We start from the raw sequence: 23,331 nt of genomic DNA, 5'->3' as shown, positions 1-23,331 counted from the left end.
TTCCTTCTGAGTAAGTTCATAATTATTTACTCCTGTACGTTTCATATTAACTTCATTTCTCATGCTTTGGAATCATATCCTATAACACCAAAGCCATTCTCTTTACTTGTTTAAAACTACTTCTACTCTCTCAATCATTTTAGGGCTAAGGTTTTATTTTAACATTCCCGGAGGAATTCCTCCGGGAATAATGGTTTTTACCATCCAGGGTTTTGTTCTAAATGTGATATATCTATTTCCGTTTGTGGAATAGGCCACAGATAGTGTTTATTAGGATTAAAAGTGCGCTCTCCCCATGAAAGAGTCACCTCTTCTCCTGAGTTTGGATCGGTATATGTAAGTCCTTCAGGTACTCCAGGCATTACATTTTCAGCGATTTTCCATCTGCGAATATCCATAAGACGCAAACCTTCAAAAGCCAATTCCACTCTACGCTCACGACGCAAAATAGTACGCAGTTGTTCCTTGGTTTTGCCAGTAGTAATCAAAGGCATATTTACATCAGGGCGCTGACGCACTTCATTAATAGCATCATAAACTGACTGATCGATATCATCATTCTCTATTTTCGCTTCAGCGTAAGTCAATAATACTTCTGCATATCGAATCAGAATAAAGTGTATGGCTCCATTCCAATAATCTCCATTGTCAACATCATCTTCAGAGATGTATTTCAACCAGTTGTAACCTGTTGCTGTCTTGTTCCATTGTCCTCCTGTTCCATCGGTCAAATCATCGCCTGCAATAATTTCTTTTCCAGGATAAGTTGCTCCGGGAATGGAATTAAAAACACCATCACGCCAGTCATGACCAGGATAAAGAATAGAATGAGTCAAACGAGGATCACGATTTGCGTATGGATTATTCGGATCGAATAATGGCGATACATCGATGGTGTTACCATCAGTACATTCATAGGTATCAACCAATGACTGTAAAGGACAACCACTACTCCAACCTCCTACAGAGTTAGGCCCATAATTCTGCAAAGTGAAATTCCATTGTTTCTCGTGCATTTCCTGCAAATCGAAAATCACCTCTGAATTATTAATCCCCTCATAGGTAAACATTTTCTGATAGCTTGGATATATGGTGTAAACAGCCAAATCCATAACCTCTTTTGCAGCTGCGGCTGCTTCTCCCCATTTTTCCTGGTAAAGCAAGATGCGAGCCTTTAATGATAGTGCAGCACCTTTGGTTACTCGTCCAAGATTATCGCTTGAATATGATATCGGTAGATCTGTTGCAGCTGCAGTAAGGTCTGCAAGAATCGCATCAAGAATTGTTTGCTTTGCTGTTCTTGTGCTTTCAGCAGCTTCATCAGGCGTTAAACTATTCGTTATAAATGGCACATCCCCGAACAGATAAACCAAATCAAAATAGAAGTAGGCTCTAAGAAATTTTGCCTCTGCCAACAAGCGAGCCTTTTTCTCAGCATTTATGTCAGTTACACCATCAGCACCTTCAAATATTCTATTCGCTCTTTGAATTCCTCTGTATCGCTCTCTCCAACGATGTTCCACATACCAGTCGTATGCAGATGCCGTTCCGTCTGCCAAACGGAATCCAGCATTCCATGAATGATGATCCAGAGCATTATCGGTTAAGTTTTCAATGCGCAACAAATCTGTCGAATATCCATAAGTGGTTTCCCAGCTGTTAAAGCCAATTGATGCATAAACAGCATTCACTGCATATACCAAATCTTTCTCTTGCGTAAAGAAGTTTGTTGAAGATACCTGGTCGCTAGGTGAGCGCTCCAGGAAATCTTCGCTACAGCCTGCGAATACAAATAGTAAAGCACAAACCAGACCTATTATATTTTTTTTCATCTGTTAATATTTTTCAAGTTAAACGAATCAATAAAGCACATCTAGAAACGAAGTTGTACTCCCATGGTGTAGGTTGATACCGGAGGATAATAATTTGGTCTTCCGTCATAGGTTTCAGGATCCAACCCTGATTCCACATCTGTTATGGTAAACAGATTGGTTCCTCCAATGTAGAATCTCATCTTATCAATTTTCCATTTCTCCAAAACAGATTTTGGAAGAGAATAACCAATTTGAAGATTTTTCAGTCTAAGGTAAGAAGCATCTCTTAGCCAGAAATCATTATACAAATAGTTGTTCTTATTCGAAGCAGCTTCCAACCTTGGGAAGGATGCATCTGGATTTTCAGGAGTCCAACGATCCAATACTCTTTTGGTAGTGAAAATCTCATAAGCTGGCCCTTCGTTTGGAGCACCATAGAAATAATTTTCAGCTTTCATGACACCTTGCATAAAGGCAGAGCAATCAAACCCTTTGTACTCCATATAAAGATTTAATCCTACACTGTATCGAGGAATGGAAGAGCCTATTACCTTACGGTCTTCATCGTTAATTTCACCATCGCCATTCTGATCAACCAATTTAATATCACCAGGCTTTAACTGCGATTGGTTTGGCTGGCTTGCATGGTTATCAATCTCTTCCTGCGACTGGAACAAACCATCTGATTCATATCCGTAAAATGCATTCACAGATTCACCTTCTTTCAATATGGTCCATCCGCTTATGGAAGGTTCATTCCCTGCAAAATCTACCAACTCATTTTTTACATCAGAGATATTGAAACCTACAGAATAGTTAAAATCATTAATGGTATTTCGATGTGTTAAAGAAACTTCCCATCCGGTATTGCGAACTTTCCCGGCATTGGTTTCCGATGCTCCCAAACCTGTCAGGTAGGAAATTGGCAATACCAGCAACACATCTTTTGTATCTTTCTGATACCAGTCGGCAACCACCTCCAGCTTATTATTAAATAAGGTCAGATCAAATCCAAAATCAATCATTTCAGTGGTTTCCCAGGTAATATCAGTATTTGCATAGTACCACTGAGAATATCCATTTACCTCTGCATCGTTGAAATTGTATGGAAAATCGGCATAAACTGTAGAAGTAAATTTATAGTAACCAATATTCTGATTTCCTAGCTGTCCCCAACTTCCTCTCAACTTTAGGTTATCTACAAACTCAAGCGAAGTCATAAAGTCTTCTTCTGACATTCTCCATCCCGCTGAGAAGGACGGAAAAACACCCCACTTGTTTCCTTTTGCAAATCGAGATGAACCATCGTAGCGGATGTTTCCTTCCAGTAAATATTTGCCCTTGTAAGCGTAGTTTACTCTTCCAAGGTAAGAAAGCAATGCCCAATCTTCCTGATACCCTTTGTTGGTTTGTCCTTCGGCATCACCAGTGTTTAGCTCCACATAATCATCACTATAGATATTGGTTCTTTCACCTTTGATTACGTAAGCTTTGTTTTCGGTTACATCGATACCTGTTAACACATGAAAAGAATGATCTCCAAATGTTTTGTTGTAATCCAATAAAGCTTTAAAGTTGATTTCCTGCTGATTCCAACGTCCGTCTTCCAACTTACTTGGTGTCCACCTGTGAACTATTTCATCAGGGTTCTCAGGATTCCTGAAATCATAGGCTGCAGTATAATTCTTATACCTGTTATTAATGCTTTTATAGGAAAGATCCGATCGCAGGGTTAAACCACTCAACACTTCCAAATCAGCACCAATTTTCAAATTAAGAGCCTCTTTGTTTTCTTCATTCATTCCTCCTACTTCCAAACATGCCAAGGCGTTGGTATTGTCCTTGTTCAATCCATAAACACCATTTGGATGTTTCAGTACAGTAACTGGAGAGGTGCCTACAATTGCACCTATGGCACTATTCATCCTGTTTGGTCTTTCATTGTCTCTTCGGTTAAAAGAAACATCAGCTCTTACTTTGAAGTTATCTTTCACCTGAAAATCTGTATTCAAACGAAAGCCAAAACGCTCCGATTCCACATTCTTCAACATTCCGTCCTGCTTCATGTGATTTAGAGATAATGCAATTTTCGATTTCTCATTCCCACCGCTAATTCGAACAGATTGGTTAAAAACCGGTGCGGTTTCAAACAATTCATCGAATAAATTCACATATGGATAATTTATCGGATCGTTTCCTTCAACTGTTTTCTGAATGTACTCCTGCGTGTATTTCGGGTTCATACCTGCATTTACCAATGCTTCGTTCACCAAATTCAAGTAATCTTCAGCACCAACCAATTCAGGCAAGGTTGCCGGGGTTTGCCATCCATAGTATCCATTGTAATCTACCTTGTATCCACCTTCTTTGCCTCGTTTTGTGGTGATAAGAACTACCCCATTGGCAGCTTTTGCACCATAAATCGATGAAGATGCAGCATCTTTCAATATGGATACACTTTCGATATCATTTGGATTCACATTACTCATCGACATTTCAATCCCATCAACTAAAATCAATGGATATGTACTTGCTGATAAGGATCCGATACCACGAATATTGATATTCAAGTCTTCCTCTCCCGGAGCTCCACCACGATCCACAATCGTAACACCAGTTGAAACTCCCTGAAGTGCCTGTCTGGCATCGGTCATTGGTTTCTTCACCATTTCGTCTCCTTTTACTGCAGATACAGAACCGGTAAGGTTGGCTTTCTTTTGAGTGCCATATCCTACCACTACCACTTCATCTAAGCCCAGTACATCTTCTTCAAGGGTAACATTAATGGTGCTTTGGTTTGCCACTGTAATCTCCTGGTTGAGATACCCAATGAAAGTGAATACAAGCACTGCATCCTCCGATACATTCAGCCTGTAGTTCCCATCAAAATCAGTTATTGTTCCCGTTGTGGTTCCCTTAATAATGATGTTTACGCCAATTAGAGCTTCACCATTTTTATCAACCACCTTTCCTTCCACTAGTTTTTCCTGATTTTGCTCTGCAGCTACAAATGTGTGTTCATAACTGGATGAAGCAAATGCTGGAGTGACCATAAGTAATGATGCACTACAACACAAGCCTGCAATCCATGAAAAACTTTTCTTTAGCAAGGTGCTTTGCCTTGCTAAACTTCCTGTGATTTCTTTCATAAATTTTTGGTTAGATTAAATATTAATACAATTGTTTTTCACAAGGGAAGGTGGGAGCATCCCTTTAACATTAAGCTTGTAATTTTCATTCGATATGAATGATTCAAACAAGCAGTAAAGTCAAACTTTGACTTGTCCAAAACAACCTAAAACAGGGCATTTCAGCTTGTAAATGCTGACCAAAAATTTGTACGGAATGACCATTTTACCTTAAAATCACAGGATTTTAAACAAGAGGAATTCAAAAAAGAAAAATTAGATTAATTAGGCACATTAAAGTGCTTTTTCGGGTGTACAACAAAGCATGTTATAATGTTCTTTGTATTCCGATGGGGCGATGCCAAACTGTTGTTTAAAGCATCGTGTAAAGTAAGAAGGCGAATTGAAGCCTACTTCATAGGCGATTTCATTTACACTTTGTTTCGCCTCAATTAATAATTGTGCGGATTTTCTCAAACGAACGAAACGAATCAGTTCATTGGGCGACAAATCGGTAAATTTCTTCAACTTGCGGTAGAAGTTCGATTTGCTCATTTGTATTGCCAGGTAAAGCTCATTCACGCCAAAAGAATTATCAGAAAGGTTCTCTTCAATAACGAGTAGAGCTTTTTGCATGAACTCATCCTGAGTCCATTCCCTGTAGATTTTATCTTCAGGTGTCTCTGCTTGTTCTTCTTCCTCTTTAATAGATGGAGCCAAGTCTGCTTTTCTTGCCCTCCAATACCAGAAAACAATACCTGCCAAAATGATCAGAGTAATTCCCCACAAGCTTAGCGTATCATTCAAGGAGCGCTTGATCTGGAAACTAAATGATTTAAACTTGTCATTCATAATTCCATCTGCATTGATTGCAGCAATATCCAATTGATATGAACCTCTGTCTAGATTGGAAAAATCCAATACATGCTTGTCTCCCGGCAGGTAATTCCAACTTGAATCGGGATGAGAGAACCGATAAGCAAGTCCATTTTCCTCCTGATGATTAAAGGAGTAGTTGTAGACATTAAATATGGATGCATCTTCTTTTTTTCCCTGCCCTACTTCAAACATCGGTTTGGGAAGGTAACTGCATGCCTGTGGATTAATCGAAACCACTCCATCGTTACTTCCCCAATAAAATTCACCTTCCAAACCTTTCAATAGCTTAGCATGATTGAAACTATTCGCTTTTGATCCTCCAGTGATTTGATAGCTGGCAAAAAGTTTGGATTGCGGATCGAATCGATAAATACCCATTCGGGATCCCAACCAAAAATACCCATCTTCATCCTTTCGTATCGATGTAAATTCGATCACCTTTTTTGCAGGGTTGTAAAATATAGGCTTTGCATTCACATTTGACAGAAATGCCACTCCTTTGCCTGTAGCAAGCCAAACCTCACCATCCTTTCCAATGTAAAAGTCCGAAACTTCAGTCCCCATCTCCAATTTTTGTTGATTGAAATAAAGCTCCATTCTATAGGATAAAATCCATCTGTTATTCAAGGAATCGAGGGCAAAATTAATGGAAGGTACAGAATCTAATTTCGAAAAATTACCATCATCAAATCCATAAACAAAGGTTCCTTTAGAAGAACAGATATATAATTTTTCATTATAGCACTTTAAGGCATAGATGTAGTCATTTTTAGCCAGTCCCGCCTCTTTGGAGAACAATTGTCCTGATGCAACTACTTGTGTATTATTACCTACTGATGCAGTAATAATTCCCATATGTCTTGTTCCTACATATAGTTTGTTCTTGTGTTGCAAGATGGCTTCCACATACAAGTCATTCAAATTCCCGGGAAAAATAGGCACCGATGTTAAACTCTCCTTATTCCGATCCAGATAATACAATCCCTTGCCTGAAGTTCCCACCCATACTCTCCCATCATCATTCTGAAAGAGTGCATTGATATAACCTGCTTCAGGCTCTCGATCCTGAATATCACTTTCGTATTTTTGGTAGATTATCTTTTTTCTATCTATTCTATCCAGCCCCGCTCGATTGGTGCCAATCCAAATTGATCCGGAACGATCCTTAAACAGCACATTGATTTGAGCATCGTAAAAGTCATTAAATATCTCATTGTCCCTATTGATGTACTCCTTTAAAGCGTAGCTTTCACCAACTTTATATACTTGCTGAATAAAATTACCCAAAGTTCCCAAGAGTATTTCATTGTGTTGAGAGATATTTATTGAGGAAAAGGAGTCTTCTATTACGGGTGCCAGCTTATCTCCTTGCATTAACCACAAAGCTTTTTCAGTTAGTATTACAGGCTCTCCCTCATTCAAAAAAGAAATCGCTTTCACCGATTCTTGTTGCAATTCCGGATAAGTTCTAGTCAATGTCAATAAAGAGTCCGAATTCAACTCTGCTTCCCAAATTCCACCACTTACTTCTCCCAACAATAATTTTCCTTCAGGAGAAAGCTGTTTGCAAGAAATCGAATGATCAAGGACTTTTAGACCTCTCATGTTCTGATCATCAAATTCATAAACTCCTGATTTTGTACAGAAATAAGTTCTGTTATGAATTTTAAATTGAGAGGTAAGCATTGAAAAATCTCCCGGCACATCAATCTTCTGGTATTGTTTGCTTGACATTGAAAATGTATAATTGCCATTACTTGTTCCCAACAGAAGTTGATCTTTATTGATCTGGTCAATTAGAGTAATGGGATATCCCATTAAAGAATCCGACATAGGATAAGAAGAAAATACAACTCCATTATAAGAACTTAATCCTTCTAAAGTTCCAAACCACATTCCTCCTGTCGAATCCTGGAAAATTGAATAAATGGTGTTGTTAACAATACCATGTTCAGTAGTAAATTTGCTTAAGTTTTGAAAATAATTTGTCGCCTGAAGTTGAATACTACAGGCTAAGAGAAATATATAAAAACAAGTTACAATCCTTCTTTGCATCCCAATTGTTTACTAAAACTCAAAGATAGAAAAAACAAGAGTGCTACCCAATCTCCCACATTGTATAGCCACTCTTGCCACGCATCTAAATTTAAAAAACTTGAATCTTTTACTACTAGTTTCAAATGCACATAAACCAAAAATCAACTAGTAATATCTGATCAAATCATTAAGATCGAGACTACCAACCCCAATCTTAACACCTACGTAAAACAAGCAAAAACAAAGGCTTTCCGCTTGCACAATATGACCAAAAAGAAGTATTAACTGACCAAATGATTATATTATTGACAGAAAATTCTTGTTATTTGCTCATCCCTCTATTTTGATTCACAAATCAGACTTACTCTTTCAACAAAAGATACATTTTCCTAATAGGTAAAGACAGTATTTATGCGATCTTCCCATTTCTTCATGTAATAATGATAAACCCAAGGCTGTGCCTTGAATCTACTTATAAAGCTTTTATTCCTAACTCTTCTAAAAGCACGTTGAATATGTATCGGCATTATACCATCGCATTTTAATAGTTAAATGGTATCACAATAAATGCTACACACAATTCTCTATCCTTGAGGATAAGGCAAAGATAAGGTCAAAAAAAATCCCCCTTTAAAAAGGAGGATTTGCTTCTAAATTAATCTGGATTACAGAAATAATATCTTAATTGAATTTCAATTTATAATGTAGTCCGAATGTGAACCAACGGCCAGGCTGTTGCAGGTTACCGATATCATTGTATTTTACATCCAACAAATTGGTTACACTTGAATATAGTTTCAAATTCTTGTGCTGCCATTGCAATTTTAAATTAAGCAACCAGAAAGGATCATAAGCTACTTCTCCGGTATATTCACCATTCTCGAAATTCATATAGCTGCCATTTCTGTCCTGATAACTCAATTGCCAATTGGCCGACAAGTTATTCCATATGTCATGATTCACCGTTAAATCGATTTTATGCTTCAGGTTATCCAATACATAGTTGGAAAAATACTCATCACTTCCCTTATCCAGTTTAATGTAAGAGTAATTCAGCTTCACTTTTTTAAGGAAGATCGATTTCCCAAATAATCTCTCTGGTGAAATATCAAGTCCGGTCTCAATTCCAAATGAGTTTACCTCTGTTAGATTTTGTGTTTTCCACTTCTCTTCCTCATTTTCTCTTACCCAGTCAATTAAATCATTACCATTTCGGTAAAAGGCATTGATATGTGCTTTTAAGGCTTTGTTATTGAATTTAAAACCTCCTTCGAAAGTCAGCGATTTTTCCGGCTTTAAATCGGGATTACCAATATTGGTAGGTCCATTGTAGTACAAATCGGTAAATGTAGGCATGCGCATGGAAGAATTTACCGACGAGTATACTTTTAAATCATCGCTAATCTGATAGGCTACATCAACACCCGGATATATCTTCCAGTCAAAATCCAGATCGGAAATCCAGTTGAACATGGCTCCTACCGAGATACTCCACTTGTTTAGATATAAGGAGTGTTCGGCAAAATAGGAAACATGAGACCTGGAGTGAGATCGGGTAAAATACTGACCACTTTCTCCTGGAACTTTAATGGGCTCATCCATTTCTTCACCTAACACGTTGCTCCAAATGTTTTCCGATCGGAATTCTGCTCCAAATGAAGTTTTTCCCAAGCTGGAACTAAACCAAGTATTTAAGCCTGCTCCCAATACATCTGTTAAATGATAGTTGTGTGTGGTATACCAACTTGCCGGATTATCGCGAAACAACTCGAAACGATCCTGATGACGGCGCCAGTATAATGATGGTTTAAAGTGTAATTTCTCTCCTGTTTCGTATTGCAGGGATGCAAAAGTGGTTTTGGTTTTTTCGTACTGATTAGGAAACTTTGGTGTATAAAAGCTGTTGGCACCAAATCCTTTTTGTGTGTAGCCCAATTGCACATCTAATTTTCCTGGTTCATTTTCCAGCTGTGCATGGTAAAAAATATTATGCGTTTCGAAATCGGTATTGTCGATGTATCCATCGGAAGATTTTCGATTTGCTGCTACAAAATGTTGAAGTTTTCCGGTACTAAACGCATAGTTTGCATTCAAATCCGACAAATTGTGCTCTCCATAAGCCAAATCAAGATTCATTTCATTTTCGGTATTTTCTCCGGTAATGATATTAATCGCTCCTGAAAATGCATTGGGACCATATACACGTGCTGCGGGTCCTTGCAGGATTTCAACTCTTGAAATGTTTTTCAGACTCACCGGAAGGTTGAAGTTGTGATGTCCGGTTTGAGGATCGGAGATGTTGATGCCATTTAAAAGGATCAATGTTTGATCGAAGGAACCTCCACGAACCGAAATATCGGCCTGAACGCCATGTACTCCTCTTTGTCTGACATCAACACTAAGAGCGTATTCCAGCAGTTCCTGTATACTCTGCACAGGGGCAGCCTCAATTTCCTCTCTCTCGATTACGGATACTATCCGCGCCACCTGCGAGTAGGTAACAGGCGATCTTTGGGCACTGACTTTGATCTCATCAAGGTCGTACTGCATGCTTACATCCGATGAAACGCTTTGAGCAAAAACAATTTCGGGACTAACAACAGTTAGGTAAACTACAAGTAGAACTGTAATTTTTACCTGCTTGCTAATAGCCTGAAATAGTGAATAGTTTTTACCACCCCAGCGACGGAATGTTAACGTACGAGCCCATTGGCTTTGTTTTAACATTACTTTCATTTACTTTTTATAATAAGGATGGCAAAAGTATAAATAAAAATAATCTTCACAGCCTAAACCTACTTTTATTTAGTCTACATTAAGTATTTTCTTTCATTCTGTGTAAACACAATAATAACAAAGTCGATTAGTCAATAATTCCAAAAGGCTACATTTAATTCCATTGTGAAACTATCCAGGTCAACACATCTTAACATCTCGTAATCAATTACTTTTATTTTCAACACCTCTAATAACTTGAATTAAGTTAAGATTATTTTTGGCAGTTTCATTTTTAATTGTAACTTTTTATGAAAATTAAAAGATCGCTCTCAATTGTTATCAAATTAAACAGGAGAGTAATTAAAAACTATCACTCTAATCGACTTATTAAATTTACTTAAGTAGTATGTCAGAATTAAAAGAGGCTGTTAAGGAGCTGATGCAAGACCTAAACAGCAACGAAGTAGCTATCATTGAAAAACAAGATTTTGATAGTTCATTAGCAAAACTCCTATCCTATGGGAAGGTTGAATTAGGAGGCGATGCCATTCAGGTATTGTCGAAATATAATCAACAACTCACAGAACTTCACAACGAATTATTGATCTGTTCAAGCAGAAATCGCAAAGCTGTTTGGGATTTCATTAGCAGATCGCTCCTTTAATATTACTAATAAAACACAAACTATTATGAGTATCAATGTAGAACCTATCAAAAAGGCAATTAATGATGTAGCAACCCTTGAAGTTGCCACTTTAACCAATGCAAATGACAATAAATTTGATCTTACCAATGGATCAAACGAAAATATTTTTGAAGCCATTCGAAGCAATCTGGCTCAATCTGACCTGGTAGCATATACCCGTTTTGAACTGGATGGAGATGCAGTAAACTTTGTAAACAACAAGGAAGAGCTTACTGCTTTGGTAGAAGATCATAGCATTCTGGTTGAGTCGGCTCTGGAAACCCGAAAAACTCTGTTCAATACCATCTACAAAACGCTTAAAGATGTAATCAAATAACAAACTTTATCATCTGAAGCTGTGAAACAAAAAGTCAAATATATTTTCTGTACCCTTAAAATTAATCTTAAGGAGAGTTCATTTCAGGCCTCCAGCATTTGGAACGAATTAAAGGCACAAAATGCTCTGGAAATTACTCCTTATACAGAAGCCAATGAAGATCAACCTCATGATTCCGGAGGGTATGGAAAATATGTTGTTAGCATTCAAAAGCAATTTGTGAATTTTCTACAATTCATGAGAAAGAAACTGGATAAATCGTAAATCATGTCGATACAAGAAATTTTTAGGAGTGAGTTTTTGAAACCCGAAACAGAGGTAAACTTTACTGCCATCCATAAGCTAGAATGTGAGGAAGTTCTTGATAATTTGGGTTATATCGATCTGGATCGTAACAGCGAAAAGCAAACTGCCACCTTGGGGCAATTAAAGGAAGGCATTTCCCTATTCAGGCAGGAATATGAATTGAACAAACAGGATTTCCATAAAGGCATTGATCATTTTGGAACATTTAAAAGTCAATTGCTTTCTGAGGAAGAACTTGACTTCCTGCATGAATTATCCTCTTTGGAAGGCGAATTTGAGCTTCATCAGTACTCAATAAATAAAATTAGGCAAAACCCTATCCTATCCAGAGTTCTGAACTGGAGATTAGGAATTCTTTCCATATTCAATAAAAGTATTACCAATCAATTATCCGATGATCTCACAGAACATCTAAATCGGCTAGGATCATGGTGTAACATTTCAGATCATGAACAAATTATTGAACTGTTGGGAAACATGGAAGATCTTTCAATAGCGATTGCAAAACAAGACTCCTACCCTAAATCCCGCTATCAGCACCTGATCTATTTTAAAAACTCTTACAAAAAGTTAAAAGATCAAGATGTAAAGTTTACAAGCAACAAGAAAAGATTCGAATCCAGATTAGCATTTATTCCTAAGGAGAGCCAAAACACTTTAAACTTGGTTCAAAAAAAGAAAGTTGAATTTGATAGCTTTGAAAAGGATCAATTGCATCAGCTCATGACTCGTTTGGTACAAATTAGATTGTGGTTATTGGGCAATTATCAGGGCAAGCTCGACAATGACCTTGGCCCTTTAAGCATTACTGGTATTCATTCGCTTATTTCGTATATACACGATAGCTATGGAGGAAAACAGGGATATAAAATGAGTGATTTGTTAATGCGCTTAGGAAATGACTGGTGGGTGTTAAACGTTAGCTATCTTTTTAAGGCTTTGCTCCCTGTACTTGTTAGGATGGAAAGTGATAAGAAGATGGAAACCATATCGGAAGAGTTTAGCACCATTATTAACAAATTGGAAAAGGAAGAAGATAAAAAAAAGGTATTGAAAGTGATTGATCAACAAATAAAAGACGAGTTTACATCTCCTTCGAATCTAAAATCCAAAACAAGAGGAGGCAAAAGATTACTTCGCTCGATTGGTCGATTTTTCAAACGGATTGGTGATTTTATAAAAGATGGCATTAAATGGGTTATCGAATCGATAAAAAACCTGTTTAAATGGTTTAAAAATGGAATTAAGATCTTAGTTCGCGAGTTAAAAAAGGCATTTCATATGGCCAAAACAGCATTGTCCTTTTTCTTTTCAAAAAGGATTGTAAAATCTCAAAACACCAACAGTCAACTGATCACTGATTACGATTTTAATTTCGACAGTTTAACTACAGTTATTGGAACAGACAAGGAATTAATAGAAGAGCATATCAATAAAAACAGGTGGATTACAAAAGCACTTGAAGAAGTATCTGAATTTTTAGGTACGGTTATTTCTATTGCCATTAAAATTGCAAAAGGACCAATGGGCTGGATTCAGCTAGGTTTAGACTTAATAAAATATCTTGCCGATAATAAATTCCAGTACAATAGGTTGTCTCTTGATTTGGATCACTAATTTGGATCCCTGATATCCACTAAAATTAAAGGTATATTCTTATAAAAAGGTCAGAGCGATTTCATTAAATACATTGAATCTTTTACACACTCATTCTATACCCTATTAATAAAATCGCTCTGTTGAAGACTAACCCTAATTTTTAACACACATATATAAATAGTCTTCGTTGCAAAGAATTAATAAGTTACGAATTTTACACGTAAAATGCTAGTTTAAACTAAAGGCCTATAAACATCAAGAAAATTGAGCTCTCGCAAGATTAATATGTACTTTTTCCCAACCCGAACAAGTAATGTAACACATGATGATAGCATTTATTAATGTCAGAATTAAAATTCCCATCTATAACTCGAAGGACATTTATTAAAAATGGGTGAATTCATTCTGTTGAGATGGGAATGTGTAAAATACGAATGGTAGATGAGTATTATGTCTAAAATTATCAATTAAAACAACAATGTGCTCTATGATGAACAAAGAAAACATCTGATCCTTGAAACTAGATATTTTGTATAAATAAGAATGATAATCACACTTTATTATATGAAAAAACTCAAGGAGTTTGTGACACTCCTTGAGTTTATATATGAGGTTATAGTTAGATTCAAACCATGAGAATATAGAGGGGCCTTCTCTTGGATTTTTTTTTAAGATGTGTGCGAATATCGAGAAGGCCCTCTAACCTCCAACTAAATATTGCCTAATAGAATGAGTAAGCTATGATTTACATGTATTTAGATCATACTCTTACATATTTCCATCGCCTCTTTATTAATTATTTTTTGCTCCACGTTTAATCCACTCCAGAATCAAATCCTCTTCTTTTTGTGTAATAAAACCAGCATGCCCCCCCTTCAATTGTTTAATAATACGACTATCCTCAGGCGAATCAGTATCCACATAGTTTCCATTAACCAAAGAATTGTATGCCATTGACTCTCTCAAATCAGGATCACGATTCTCATTATGACAGGTCCAACAATCCTGATCTTTAAAAATGGGTTGAATAAGAGCACTAAAACTTAACACTTCGGGTATCGTTGTAAACTGCCATTCAAAATTACTCGCCAATGCGTTACCTGCAAGATCCTTAACATCACTGGTAAGCATGCAAGTATATACAGTCTCATACATCCATTCCACATCAGGAATAAACTTTGCAACTTTAGCTTCGTAGGTAATGCTTCCACCAACAACTGTTTCTCCTGTTTTCACAATAAATGAGTTATTATTAATCGTTTCCGGATCAACCTCTTCATCAAAATACACCAAAATTTCAATGTTTGTAAAAACTGAAATTTCCATATCAACAGGAATACTCTTTTTAATTTGGGGAGCAACCATATCCGGCTCCTCTCCTGAAGTAAAGCCCCAATGATAATCATTAGCCATTACCTCACCATTTATACCCTGCACATCAGTAGTTATAGTACATTCATATGCTTGCTCTCCATCTAATTGCTGTGAAGGCTTAAAAACAGCTTTATTTCCAACACTGCTAATTTTACCATAAACAGGATATTTCCCCTTTTTTACCAGAAAACTATTTTCATTTACCGAGCTAACATCCAATTCTTCACTAAAGAGAATCATTATTTCTGAAAAAACATCTATTCCTGTTGCACCATCAGAAATATTGGTTGATACAACATTAAGCGGATTACTTGTACTCTCATCCTTTTGACAACTAGAAACAAGGAGTAGGATTACAATCACTAACAGATTAGAAAAACTCTTTAAAATTTTAATATACTTACTCAGTACATTACCATTGGCGCATATCATAATTGATTTCATATCATTCTTATTTTTAATCTTATTTACAATTTACCAAGATGTTCATTTATGAAATCTATTTCTAATACTCACGGGAATCTGTTTTCTGTCCTATTTCTCTTCTTCCCTTTTTATTTAGGCGCTTAAACTGTAGATATTGCAGCACTAAACCACCAATTAAATAAATCGGAAGAGTATACAATTGGTTCCATGTTATTAGCTCATCATTGTTTTCAACCACGAACATAGTAACGCCAACAAACATGATCACACCCCAAATCAATCCCGGATAAATCCATGTTTTTAATCCAAAACTCGTATCGAACATTTTTTTATAATTGAGATTTTTAAAACCCCTCCCGCTTAAATACAATTACATACATAAGCAGAAGGGTATTCAAACGTCTAATTAATCCTCATCATCGCTATAATTCAACCCAAAACACATATACATTTCTGGATCTTCATTACTTACTAGATAATAAGATGATCCATATTCCTTTAGCTCAATAGGAACAATGGTCCATCCCTTAGGACTGGCTACTATATTTTTAATAGCCTGGCCTTTCTCTGTAGACATCAATCCTTCAATATATTCCAGATCATCAAATGGTGCAGACCAATCTGTTCGATAACCTAGAAATTCCATTTCTACAACATCCTCAGTTTTTTTGTTATAGTTTACTTTGATCTTCAGAGAATTCCAATCTTCAAAATTTAAATTGAATGTACAAGGGAACCAAGACGCAACATAAGTACTTGTTGTAAAATAACTAAACGCTGCATCAGGATAGATACCATCTATCAAATTGGCTAATTTTGGACTAATCACCTTTGCATCACCACCAAATGTTTTAGGTCCAAAAAACTTATCAGTCATACCTTCAATATGAGCAGGACAATCTGCTTCATATTTAAAAGTACCAGTAACTCCAGCATCCGTTACGTCAAATTGATTCTTAGCCTCGTCGTATTTAAAAGATCTAGCTCCAATACCGTTCATTACTAATGCGTGATGAAATTCAAACCCCTCATGCGTAAAATTAATTGGCATTAGTTCATGCTTCACTTCTCCATTGTCTACATAGTTAAGAAAAGCAATAAGCTTATCCCCACTATATACCATATTTACTTTTGTATCCCAACCTTCAACTGATAGGTTGAAGTAAAAAGGTACCACTACTTCCTCATTAGCTCTTTCAATATGTTTGGTATACTTGGCATATTCCCTTAGTTGTGCAGGTGTTTCCGCTGTAGCTTTAACCAATATCATAGGATCTCCACTCACTCTCTCTGCAAGATATAAAGTATCACCATCAGCTGATTTTTTAGTCATGCTAAACTCCAGTTCACCACCAAATCCTTTTCCTGGTTCTCCAATTTCAGGATCAGTCATCTTGGAGAATTTGCTATAAGTGTCGAAAATCAAAATTGGTTTTTCGAACATCTTTACAGAATATTCCGATTTATCAGGAAAATCTGAAAAATCCCAATTCATATTTACGGTACCTTTTTCATCAAATATAAAATGAAAGGTAAATGATCCTAATTTTGTTGGATTAGGATAGTAATGGGTAAGCCATCCATACTCAGATGAGGTTAAAGCATCTTTAAACTCTTTAACAGCAATACTCGCTCTTTCATCTGGTGTAAGATCAAACTCACTTTCAAAATCGTTGTCACATGCCGCAAATAAAATAAGCATGAAACATATTATATTTAAATGTATTTTTCTCATAACTCTCTTGTTTTTCTATGAATTAATTACTCAATTCGTCTAAAACCACAGCAATATCCGCCTGCAATTTATAGATGTCAATCTTCCAGATCTGCAACATGTAATCTGCAATCATTTTCTCCTTCTCACGAATTTTAATCCTAGCTAATTTTGACGCATCTTCATCTGTATAATAGTTTTCATCATACACTTTGATCTTATCAATCAATTCATTCCAATCCTCATTGCTTCGGGTTAGGAATTCAGATAACATTTCCACAAAATCTTCATCAGGATTCAACAGAGAATAAGCAGTAATAAATCCCATTCCTCTGGCCTCTGAATTACTAAAATTCATCCAGTTAGATGTATAACCTGTTGTTAGCTTCTTGTACTCTACAGGATATGCAATAGTTTGATGCAGAATATGACCAAACTCGTGATGCATAGTTTTAAACACCCTAAGGATAGTTGCCATTTCGCTACGTTTCTCATAATCCGATAAACCACTCAGGTCAAAGTTGATATAATTCAGGTCGAAAATGGTAATCTTTCTTCCTCCTTCGGCTTGGCCCAGGACAATACCTCCATTATCTTCATAATTGTGGCTGCCCACTAAAACCATCTGCTTGGGAATATAGGCCTTCATAAAATCTTCACCCCCATTCCTTGCGTATGGATCAATCCAAATTTCCTTCATTTTCTCCAAGAAAGGAATTACACGGTCCAATGTCGTTGGGGTTAAAATTTTCGTATTATCCAACTCCGAGTTGTCCCACTTGTATTTCACTTCTACATTGTAGGGATAGGTGTAATTTTCTCTTATCCATTCATCCACTTCGTTCAGTTCTGGCGTAGAGGTATCAATTAATGATTCTCCCAGATCTTCATCATTGCTACAAGAACCAAATAGCAGAACTCCCAGCATTAGAAAACATATATATTTTTTCATTTCTTAATTTTTTTTGAATATTTATTCCCCTTTTTAGTTCCAATAACTCCGAAAGGAGAAAATAACTCATTCCTTCTCTTTTTTATCTTGGATTGGACTGCAAACCAATAGCTATCGCCTGTTCAGGAATTTGAATCACTCTGCGATGGTCATCCTTTGATAATGTAATTGAACCACCGTCAATAACATCATGTGTTATTTCTATGTTGAATCGCTTCACATCGAACCATCTCATTCCTTCATGAACAAACTCACGACGACGCAAATCCAACAAGTACCATAAGTAGTATTTCTGTCCCTCTTCAACGGTATAGTATGGTGCCAATTCAGGTCCATCAGCCAATTCATATTCCTTTTGTATTTTCTCCAAATCTACTTTGTCATCTGTATTGTAGGATCTCACTCTTTTTTGCAAATAGCTATCCAAATCCTCCAATACCGATGCATAATCCTTTTTCATTGCATAGGCTTCAGCTCTATTAAACAGCACTTCTTCAGTGGTAAAAAGTGGAGCAACCATATTGGCAAGCCCCTGATCAGGATTATTATCATGACTTTCAATTCTGCCCTTTAATTTTGGGATAAAGCCCAACAGTTGAGAACCTGCAGCATACAAAACTTTGTCACCAATCACCATTTCGAAGCGCATTGCATCTGTTATTGGATCTTTTCCAAACAACTCCTGGATTTTTAGGGATGAAAGAGAATATCGAAAAACAACAGCACCATTCCCCCAATTGGAATATCCTCTGGCCAACATGATATTGGAAGCTTCTTCGGCTTTTGTATACTGTGCCCAAAGTTCGCTTGCTTCATAGGTAAGATATTTTCCGTTCCAGTCTCTCAATTTACTTGATGGGTCACTACCTAAAACAATATCAGAATGTTCAATTACTTTGTCCCAATCGCCTTTGAACAAATAGAATCTTGATGCAAAAGCATGAAGTGCAGCCTGCGTAAAGTGATATTTACCAACAGCATAACTATCATCTTTAATCAGCATAGATGCTTCCTCGATATCAGCCTCAATTCTATCGTATATGGTTTTTACAGTAGCTCTTTTATAGTCTTTAAATACAACCCTCTCTGGTTCTTCAACAAAAGGAACTCCCAAATCGCTCTCTGCTGTAGCAGGATTATAGTGCTTTCCAAACAAATTCACCAACATAAAATGTGCATAGGCACGTGCGGCAAGAGCCTCTCCCTTTTGGGCAGTGTAATTTTCTTCATCCGAAGCCTTTTCAATCGCATCTAAAGCGTGATTGGCTGCAGCAATCGCAGCATAACAAGCATTCCAATACATTGTAGGTGTATCGTACTGCGAAGAAGCAGCATCCTCCCAATAGTAAGCATTTTCATTTGGGATATATTCTGCGACATATTGTCCAATTCCTTTATCACCAGCATTATCAGACATTACTTCTGCAAATCCATGATAGAAAGCTTCTGGGTATGCAGATACCAATAATTCACTCACTGCTTCAGGTGAATCCAAAATAGTCCTGTTATCAGGTGTTTCATCTAAATAGTCATTGCATGAAGATAAGATGGTCATCCCCAAAAAGACTAAGGCTATATTTTTAATTTTTTTCATTGTCTTAATTTTTATCGATCTTCTTCACTATTTAAAAACCAAGTTTTACCGATAGAGTATATTGCTTAGGAATTGGCATTGCTACACCTCCTGAACCCATAAACTCTGGATCTTGTCCATTCAATTTTTTGTCGGAATACAACAAAAACAAATTCGACCCTTGAAGTTTAAACGTCGCACTGTTCAAACCTATTCCAGACAGTAATTTTTTTGGAAGGCTATAAGCCAGAGAAATCTCTTTCATTCTTACAAAAGAACCATCGGCAACTCGAGCTGTAGATAAATTGTATCCATTGTAAGCCTTACTATAGTTTACATTGTACTGACGTTGCGATAATATGGTAGGAATATCAGTAATCTCTTCATCTCCTTTTAGCATCCAGCGATCGTAAAATTCTTTCGGCATGGCATCCAGATCAGAATATTTTGCTTTAAACTGAGGTCGTAATCTCACCTTATTTCCAAATTGGTAAGTCATGAAAACATTCAACTTCCAGTTTTTGTAAGTGAACATATTACCAAAACCACCTGTAACTTTTGGATCAATGGATCCCTCGTATTTTAAATGATCGATTTTGGTCGATTGGAAATCCAGATCAGAAACAGTTAATACTCCATCTTCATTAATAAATGTAGGCAAACCTTCAGCATTGAGTCCCTTATATTGTACAGAGAATAGACTTCTTACTGGATATCCCTCCAATGGTCCTCCAACATCTTTCACCAAGTTGTAAATATTCTGGAACGATTTCAATTTTGTAATCTCGTTCTTGTTGTAGGCAAAAGTCACGTTGGTTTTCCATTTAAAATCATCAGACTTCACATTGTGTGTGGTTAGTGTAAACTCAATACCATGAGATTCCATATCTGCATAATTGGCATATTTCCAGAATTCACCACCAATACCAGAAGTTTTGATATAAGCAATCAAATCAAACCCCTTACGCTGATAGGCATCCACACTCAGATTGATTCTGTTGCGAAACAAACCTAAATCCATCCCCACGTTGGTTTCATACTGTTTTTCCCATGTTAGTTCTGAATTTTCCAAACCATCAATGTACATCTGAGATTCCTGCTCTGAAATATAAGGACGGTCTGTCACCTGATTCATCAATACCAATGTTGAGTTATTTGCAGCTCCCATACTTGCTGTAAGTCCATAGGTAGCTCGCAACGACAAATGCGAAATCACTTCAGAATCTCTTAAGAAATCTTCATCGTGTGCATTCCATGATCCACTTACATTCCAAGTTGGCAGCCAACGTGCAGAAGTTGATTTTCCCAACTGGTTTGAACCATCATAACGGAAAGTACCATTGATTGTATATTTTCCTGCATAAGAATAACTTCCTGTTGCAAAAAATGCAGCAAAGCGGTCTCGATATTCTTGCATTCCATAATAGGAAATTCCATTTTGCAACTGCTGTCTTACAAAGTCAGGATCAATATATGGTATTCCACCTCTTTCCCACTGGTAACCAATACCATCAAATGCACTGTTTTTTCTATTGGAAGACTTAATCTCCATACCACCCATAACATTTACGATATGAATCTCCTCAAAGATTTTATTCCAGTTTGTAGTTCCTCTAAAATAATAGTTCAACAGACTATTGTCACTTCTATTGTAAAATCCTCCTTTCGGAAGAACCACTTTTGGCAATGAGTTTGGAGTTTCTAAGTCCTTAAATAGAAATTTATTGTCCTTGGCAATCTCATATGTATCATTTGCTCTATAAGCTGATGCCATATTAGAATTTTCCAAGATTTTATGCTCCTGAGTAGATTTCACATATCTAATCGAACCCACAAAATTCAGATCCAGTCCTTTTAACAACTTATAATCGATATTCGCCTGTAATTTCAAATCCAACATGTCAATATCCAAATAGTTGTTTTTCATCTCATTAATGATATTGAAATCGGCATAATTCATTCTATAATATTCCAGATTTCCATTATCATCATAAGGACGCAAAACTCTACTTGTATTCAAGGCGTATGAAAATGGGTTAATATCAAAATCACGACTATATTCACCATTCACAGGATCTTCTGTACGACTCACAGTACCGGGTGCTTTCTGCTGACGAAATGAACCTGCTGTGATAAATCCGATCTTCAACTTTTCATTTAATTGAACAGAAGCATTTGCATTAACTGTATACCTGTCTACCTCATCAGCAATAGACCATCCCTTATCTCCGTAATAACTTGTCGAGAAATAGAAACTACTCTTTTCTGTACCTCCAGTTAAACTAACCGAATGATTTTGTGTAATGTTATTGGTAAACAATTCATCAAACCAATCGGTATTAGTCATTTCATATTTCTGTAAGAATTTAGCTCTTGCTTCAGGGGTATTTTGCAAACCAAAACCCGTTGTAGGATCGTAGGTATTAATTAAATCGTACATCTTCTTATAAATCCCACCACTTTTCTGTCGAGAGATCTCCGCATGATTCAACCACCCCTTTGCTTCCAATTCACGATAAACAGACATCTGCTCACGAGAATTCATGATATTATAGTTCGAATAAGATGGTTTTAATCTCATCGTAAATTCACCAGAATATGAAACTGAAGTTGCACCTTTTTTCCCGCGCTTGGTTGTAATAACGATTACTCCATTCATTGCTCGTGCTCCATACAGAGCTGTTGCCGATGCATCCTTCAAAATCTCAAATTTTTCAATATCGTCGGAGTTCAAACCTGCAACCGCTGAACTAATTAGGGTTGCAGCATCACCAGAAGATAAATCATCAGGAGAAACGTCTACTACATCTTCCAATACAACTCCATCTACAACCCAAAGAGGTTTCTGATCTCCATAAATGGAAGAGGCACCACGAACACGTATTTTTGGTGCTGCACCAAAACTTCCGGAAACAGTTTGAACAGATACACCTGCCGCTTTACCTTCCAGCATTTGTCCTACATCAACTACACCAGCAACCTTGGCTTCTTCAGCTTTAACTGTAGTAGCCGAACCAGTAAACAAACGACGGTCAGTTTTACGAAAACCATCTGATACAACAACCACCTCGTTTAACTGTTCTGAGTCAGTTTTCATGGTAATATTCAGATTGGTTTGCTTGCTTACCACTATCTCCTGAGATTGCATTCCAATAAAAGAAAAGGTCAATACCGACTTTCCTGTTGCAGGAATTTCTAGAGTAAATTCACCATCAAAATTGGTAGACACACCAGTGGTTGTACCTTTTATTAAAACTGATACGCCAGGAAGAGAAAGTCCTTGGTCATCTACCACCACACCAGAAATCTTACGCGTTTTCTCTTGCTGAACCTCACCTGATGGCTGTTTTTCTTTCACACTCTTACGAAGTGTAATTGCTTCCTGCTTGAATTCATATTCAAGTTCACTGTCTTTTAAACAATGTTGCAGTACAGATTTAACTGTTTCATCCTGTGCTTCAACCGAAACATCCTTCACTTCCTTAATATCTTCCGAACTATACAGGAAGATAAGGCCTGTTTGTTCATGAATTTCCCACAATACCTGCTCCAAGTCCGCTCCATTCAAGTTTATGGTAACTCTGGCATCCTGAGCTATGGTATTTGCCGATACACTCATTACACTGGCCAATAAAAACAAGGCTAGCATCTTCATAAATAACAACATTTTAAACAACTTTCGGGGTCGAAAGCCGTCATTCCAACATTTTTTCATAACTTTGTGTTAATTTAGGTTGTACTTAAATTTTATTTCTGTTGCTGCAGAAATATATACATCAGGAAATGTTG

Annotated in this window: 14 protein-coding genes; 4 read left to right on the top strand and 10 right to left on the bottom strand. The window is 36.8% G+C overall.

Going from position 1 to position 23,331, the window contains the following annotated elements:
* Nucleotides 1-197: 197 nt before the first annotated feature.
* The 4 genes from ACKPCA_RS04970 to ACKPCA_RS04955 all read right to left on the bottom strand — a co-directional run bounded on the left by ACKPCA_RS04970 (nt 198) and on the right by ACKPCA_RS04955 (nt 10,585).
* The gene (locus ACKPCA_RS04970; protein ID WP_321281732.1) at nt 198-1,832 is read right to left on the bottom strand and encodes a RagB/SusD family nutrient uptake outer membrane protein; all 1,635 of its coding nucleotides are present in this window, start codon (nt 1,830-1,832) and stop codon (nt 198-200) included.
* 41 nt (nt 1,833-1,873) lie between these two features.
* On the bottom strand, nt 1,874-4,963 hold the full coding sequence (locus ACKPCA_RS04965) for a SusC/RagA family TonB-linked outer membrane protein (protein WP_321281731.1): 3,090 nt from the start codon (nt 4,961-4,963) through the stop codon (nt 1,874-1,876).
* A gap of 273 nt (nt 4,964-5,236) precedes the next feature.
* Complete coding sequence (locus tag ACKPCA_RS04960) at nt 5,237-7,876, bottom strand: two-component regulator propeller domain-containing protein (protein ID WP_321281730.1); 2,640 nt, start codon at nt 7,874-7,876, stop codon at nt 5,237-5,239.
* Nucleotides 7,877-8,539: 663 nt separating this feature from the next.
* Nucleotides 8,540-10,585, bottom strand: coding sequence for a TonB-dependent receptor plug domain-containing protein (locus tag ACKPCA_RS04955; RefSeq protein WP_321281729.1), 2,046 nt, complete (start codon nt 10,583-10,585; stop codon nt 8,540-8,542).
* 397 nt (nt 10,586-10,982) lie between these two features.
* On the opposite strand from ACKPCA_RS04955, the gene ACKPCA_RS04950 reads away from it, so the two are divergent.
* Genes ACKPCA_RS04950 through ACKPCA_RS04935 form a run of 4 tightly spaced genes read left to right on the top strand, consistent with a single transcriptional unit; the run spans nt 10,983 to nt 13,521 of the window.
* The gene (locus ACKPCA_RS04950) at nt 10,983-11,240 is read left to right on the top strand and encodes a hypothetical protein (RefSeq protein ID WP_321281728.1); all 258 of its coding nucleotides are present in this window, start codon (nt 10,983-10,985) and stop codon (nt 11,238-11,240) included.
* A 25-nt stretch (nt 11,241-11,265) separates the two neighbouring features.
* On the top strand, nt 11,266-11,598 hold the full coding sequence (locus ACKPCA_RS04945) for a hypothetical protein (RefSeq protein WP_054721261.1): 333 nt from the start codon (nt 11,266-11,268) through the stop codon (nt 11,596-11,598).
* Nucleotides 11,599-11,619: 21 nt separating this feature from the next.
* Nucleotides 11,620-11,862 carry a hypothetical protein gene (locus tag ACKPCA_RS04940; RefSeq protein ID WP_321281727.1) on the top strand — a complete coding sequence of 81 codons (243 nt, stop codon included), beginning with the start codon at nt 11,620-11,622 and terminating at the stop codon, nt 11,860-11,862.
* A 3-nt stretch (nt 11,863-11,865) separates the two neighbouring features.
* Nucleotides 11,866-13,521 (top strand): hypothetical protein, encoded by a 1,656-nt coding sequence (locus ACKPCA_RS04935; protein WP_321281726.1) that lies wholly within the window; start codon nt 11,866-11,868, stop codon nt 13,519-13,521.
* 774 nt (nt 13,522-14,295) lie between these two features.
* Here the strand turns inward: ACKPCA_RS04935 and ACKPCA_RS04930 are convergent.
* The 6 genes from ACKPCA_RS04930 to ACKPCA_RS04905 all read right to left on the bottom strand — a co-directional run bounded on the left by ACKPCA_RS04930 (nt 14,296) and on the right by ACKPCA_RS04905 (nt 23,197).
* Complete coding sequence (locus tag ACKPCA_RS04930) at nt 14,296-15,321, bottom strand: Ig-like domain-containing domain (RefSeq protein ID WP_321281725.1); 1,026 nt, start codon at nt 15,319-15,321, stop codon at nt 14,296-14,298.
* 61 nt (nt 15,322-15,382) lie between these two features.
* Nucleotides 15,383-15,628 (bottom strand): hypothetical protein, encoded by a 246-nt coding sequence (locus ACKPCA_RS04925; protein ID WP_321281724.1) that lies wholly within the window; start codon nt 15,626-15,628, stop codon nt 15,383-15,385.
* Nucleotides 15,629-15,709: 81 nt separating this feature from the next.
* Nucleotides 15,710-17,005 carry a DUF4302 domain-containing protein gene (locus tag ACKPCA_RS04920; protein WP_321281723.1) on the bottom strand — a complete coding sequence of 432 codons (1,296 nt, stop codon included), beginning with the start codon at nt 17,003-17,005 and terminating at the stop codon, nt 15,710-15,712.
* 55 nt (nt 17,006-17,060) lie between these two features.
* On the bottom strand, nt 17,061-17,969 hold the full coding sequence (locus tag ACKPCA_RS04915; RefSeq protein ID WP_321281722.1) for a substrate import-associated zinc metallohydrolase lipoprotein: 909 nt from the start codon (nt 17,967-17,969) through the stop codon (nt 17,061-17,063).
* Nucleotides 17,970-18,051: 82 nt separating this feature from the next.
* A complete protein-coding gene (locus tag ACKPCA_RS04910) occupies nt 18,052-19,563 on the bottom strand; it encodes a RagB/SusD family nutrient uptake outer membrane protein (RefSeq protein ID WP_321281721.1) in 1,512 nt (503 codons plus the stop codon).
* 31 nt (nt 19,564-19,594) lie between these two features.
* The gene (locus ACKPCA_RS04905; protein ID WP_321281720.1) at nt 19,595-23,197 is read right to left on the bottom strand and encodes a SusC/RagA family TonB-linked outer membrane protein; all 3,603 of its coding nucleotides are present in this window, start codon (nt 23,195-23,197) and stop codon (nt 19,595-19,597) included.
* Nucleotides 23,198-23,331 lie beyond the last annotated feature (134 nt).

The organism is Marinifilum fragile (genome assembly GCF_963677365.1).
Classification (GTDB): Bacteria; Bacteroidota; Bacteroidia; order Bacteroidales; family Marinifilaceae; genus Marinifilum; species Marinifilum fragile.
This window is presented reverse-complemented; position numbering and strand designations above follow the sequence as displayed.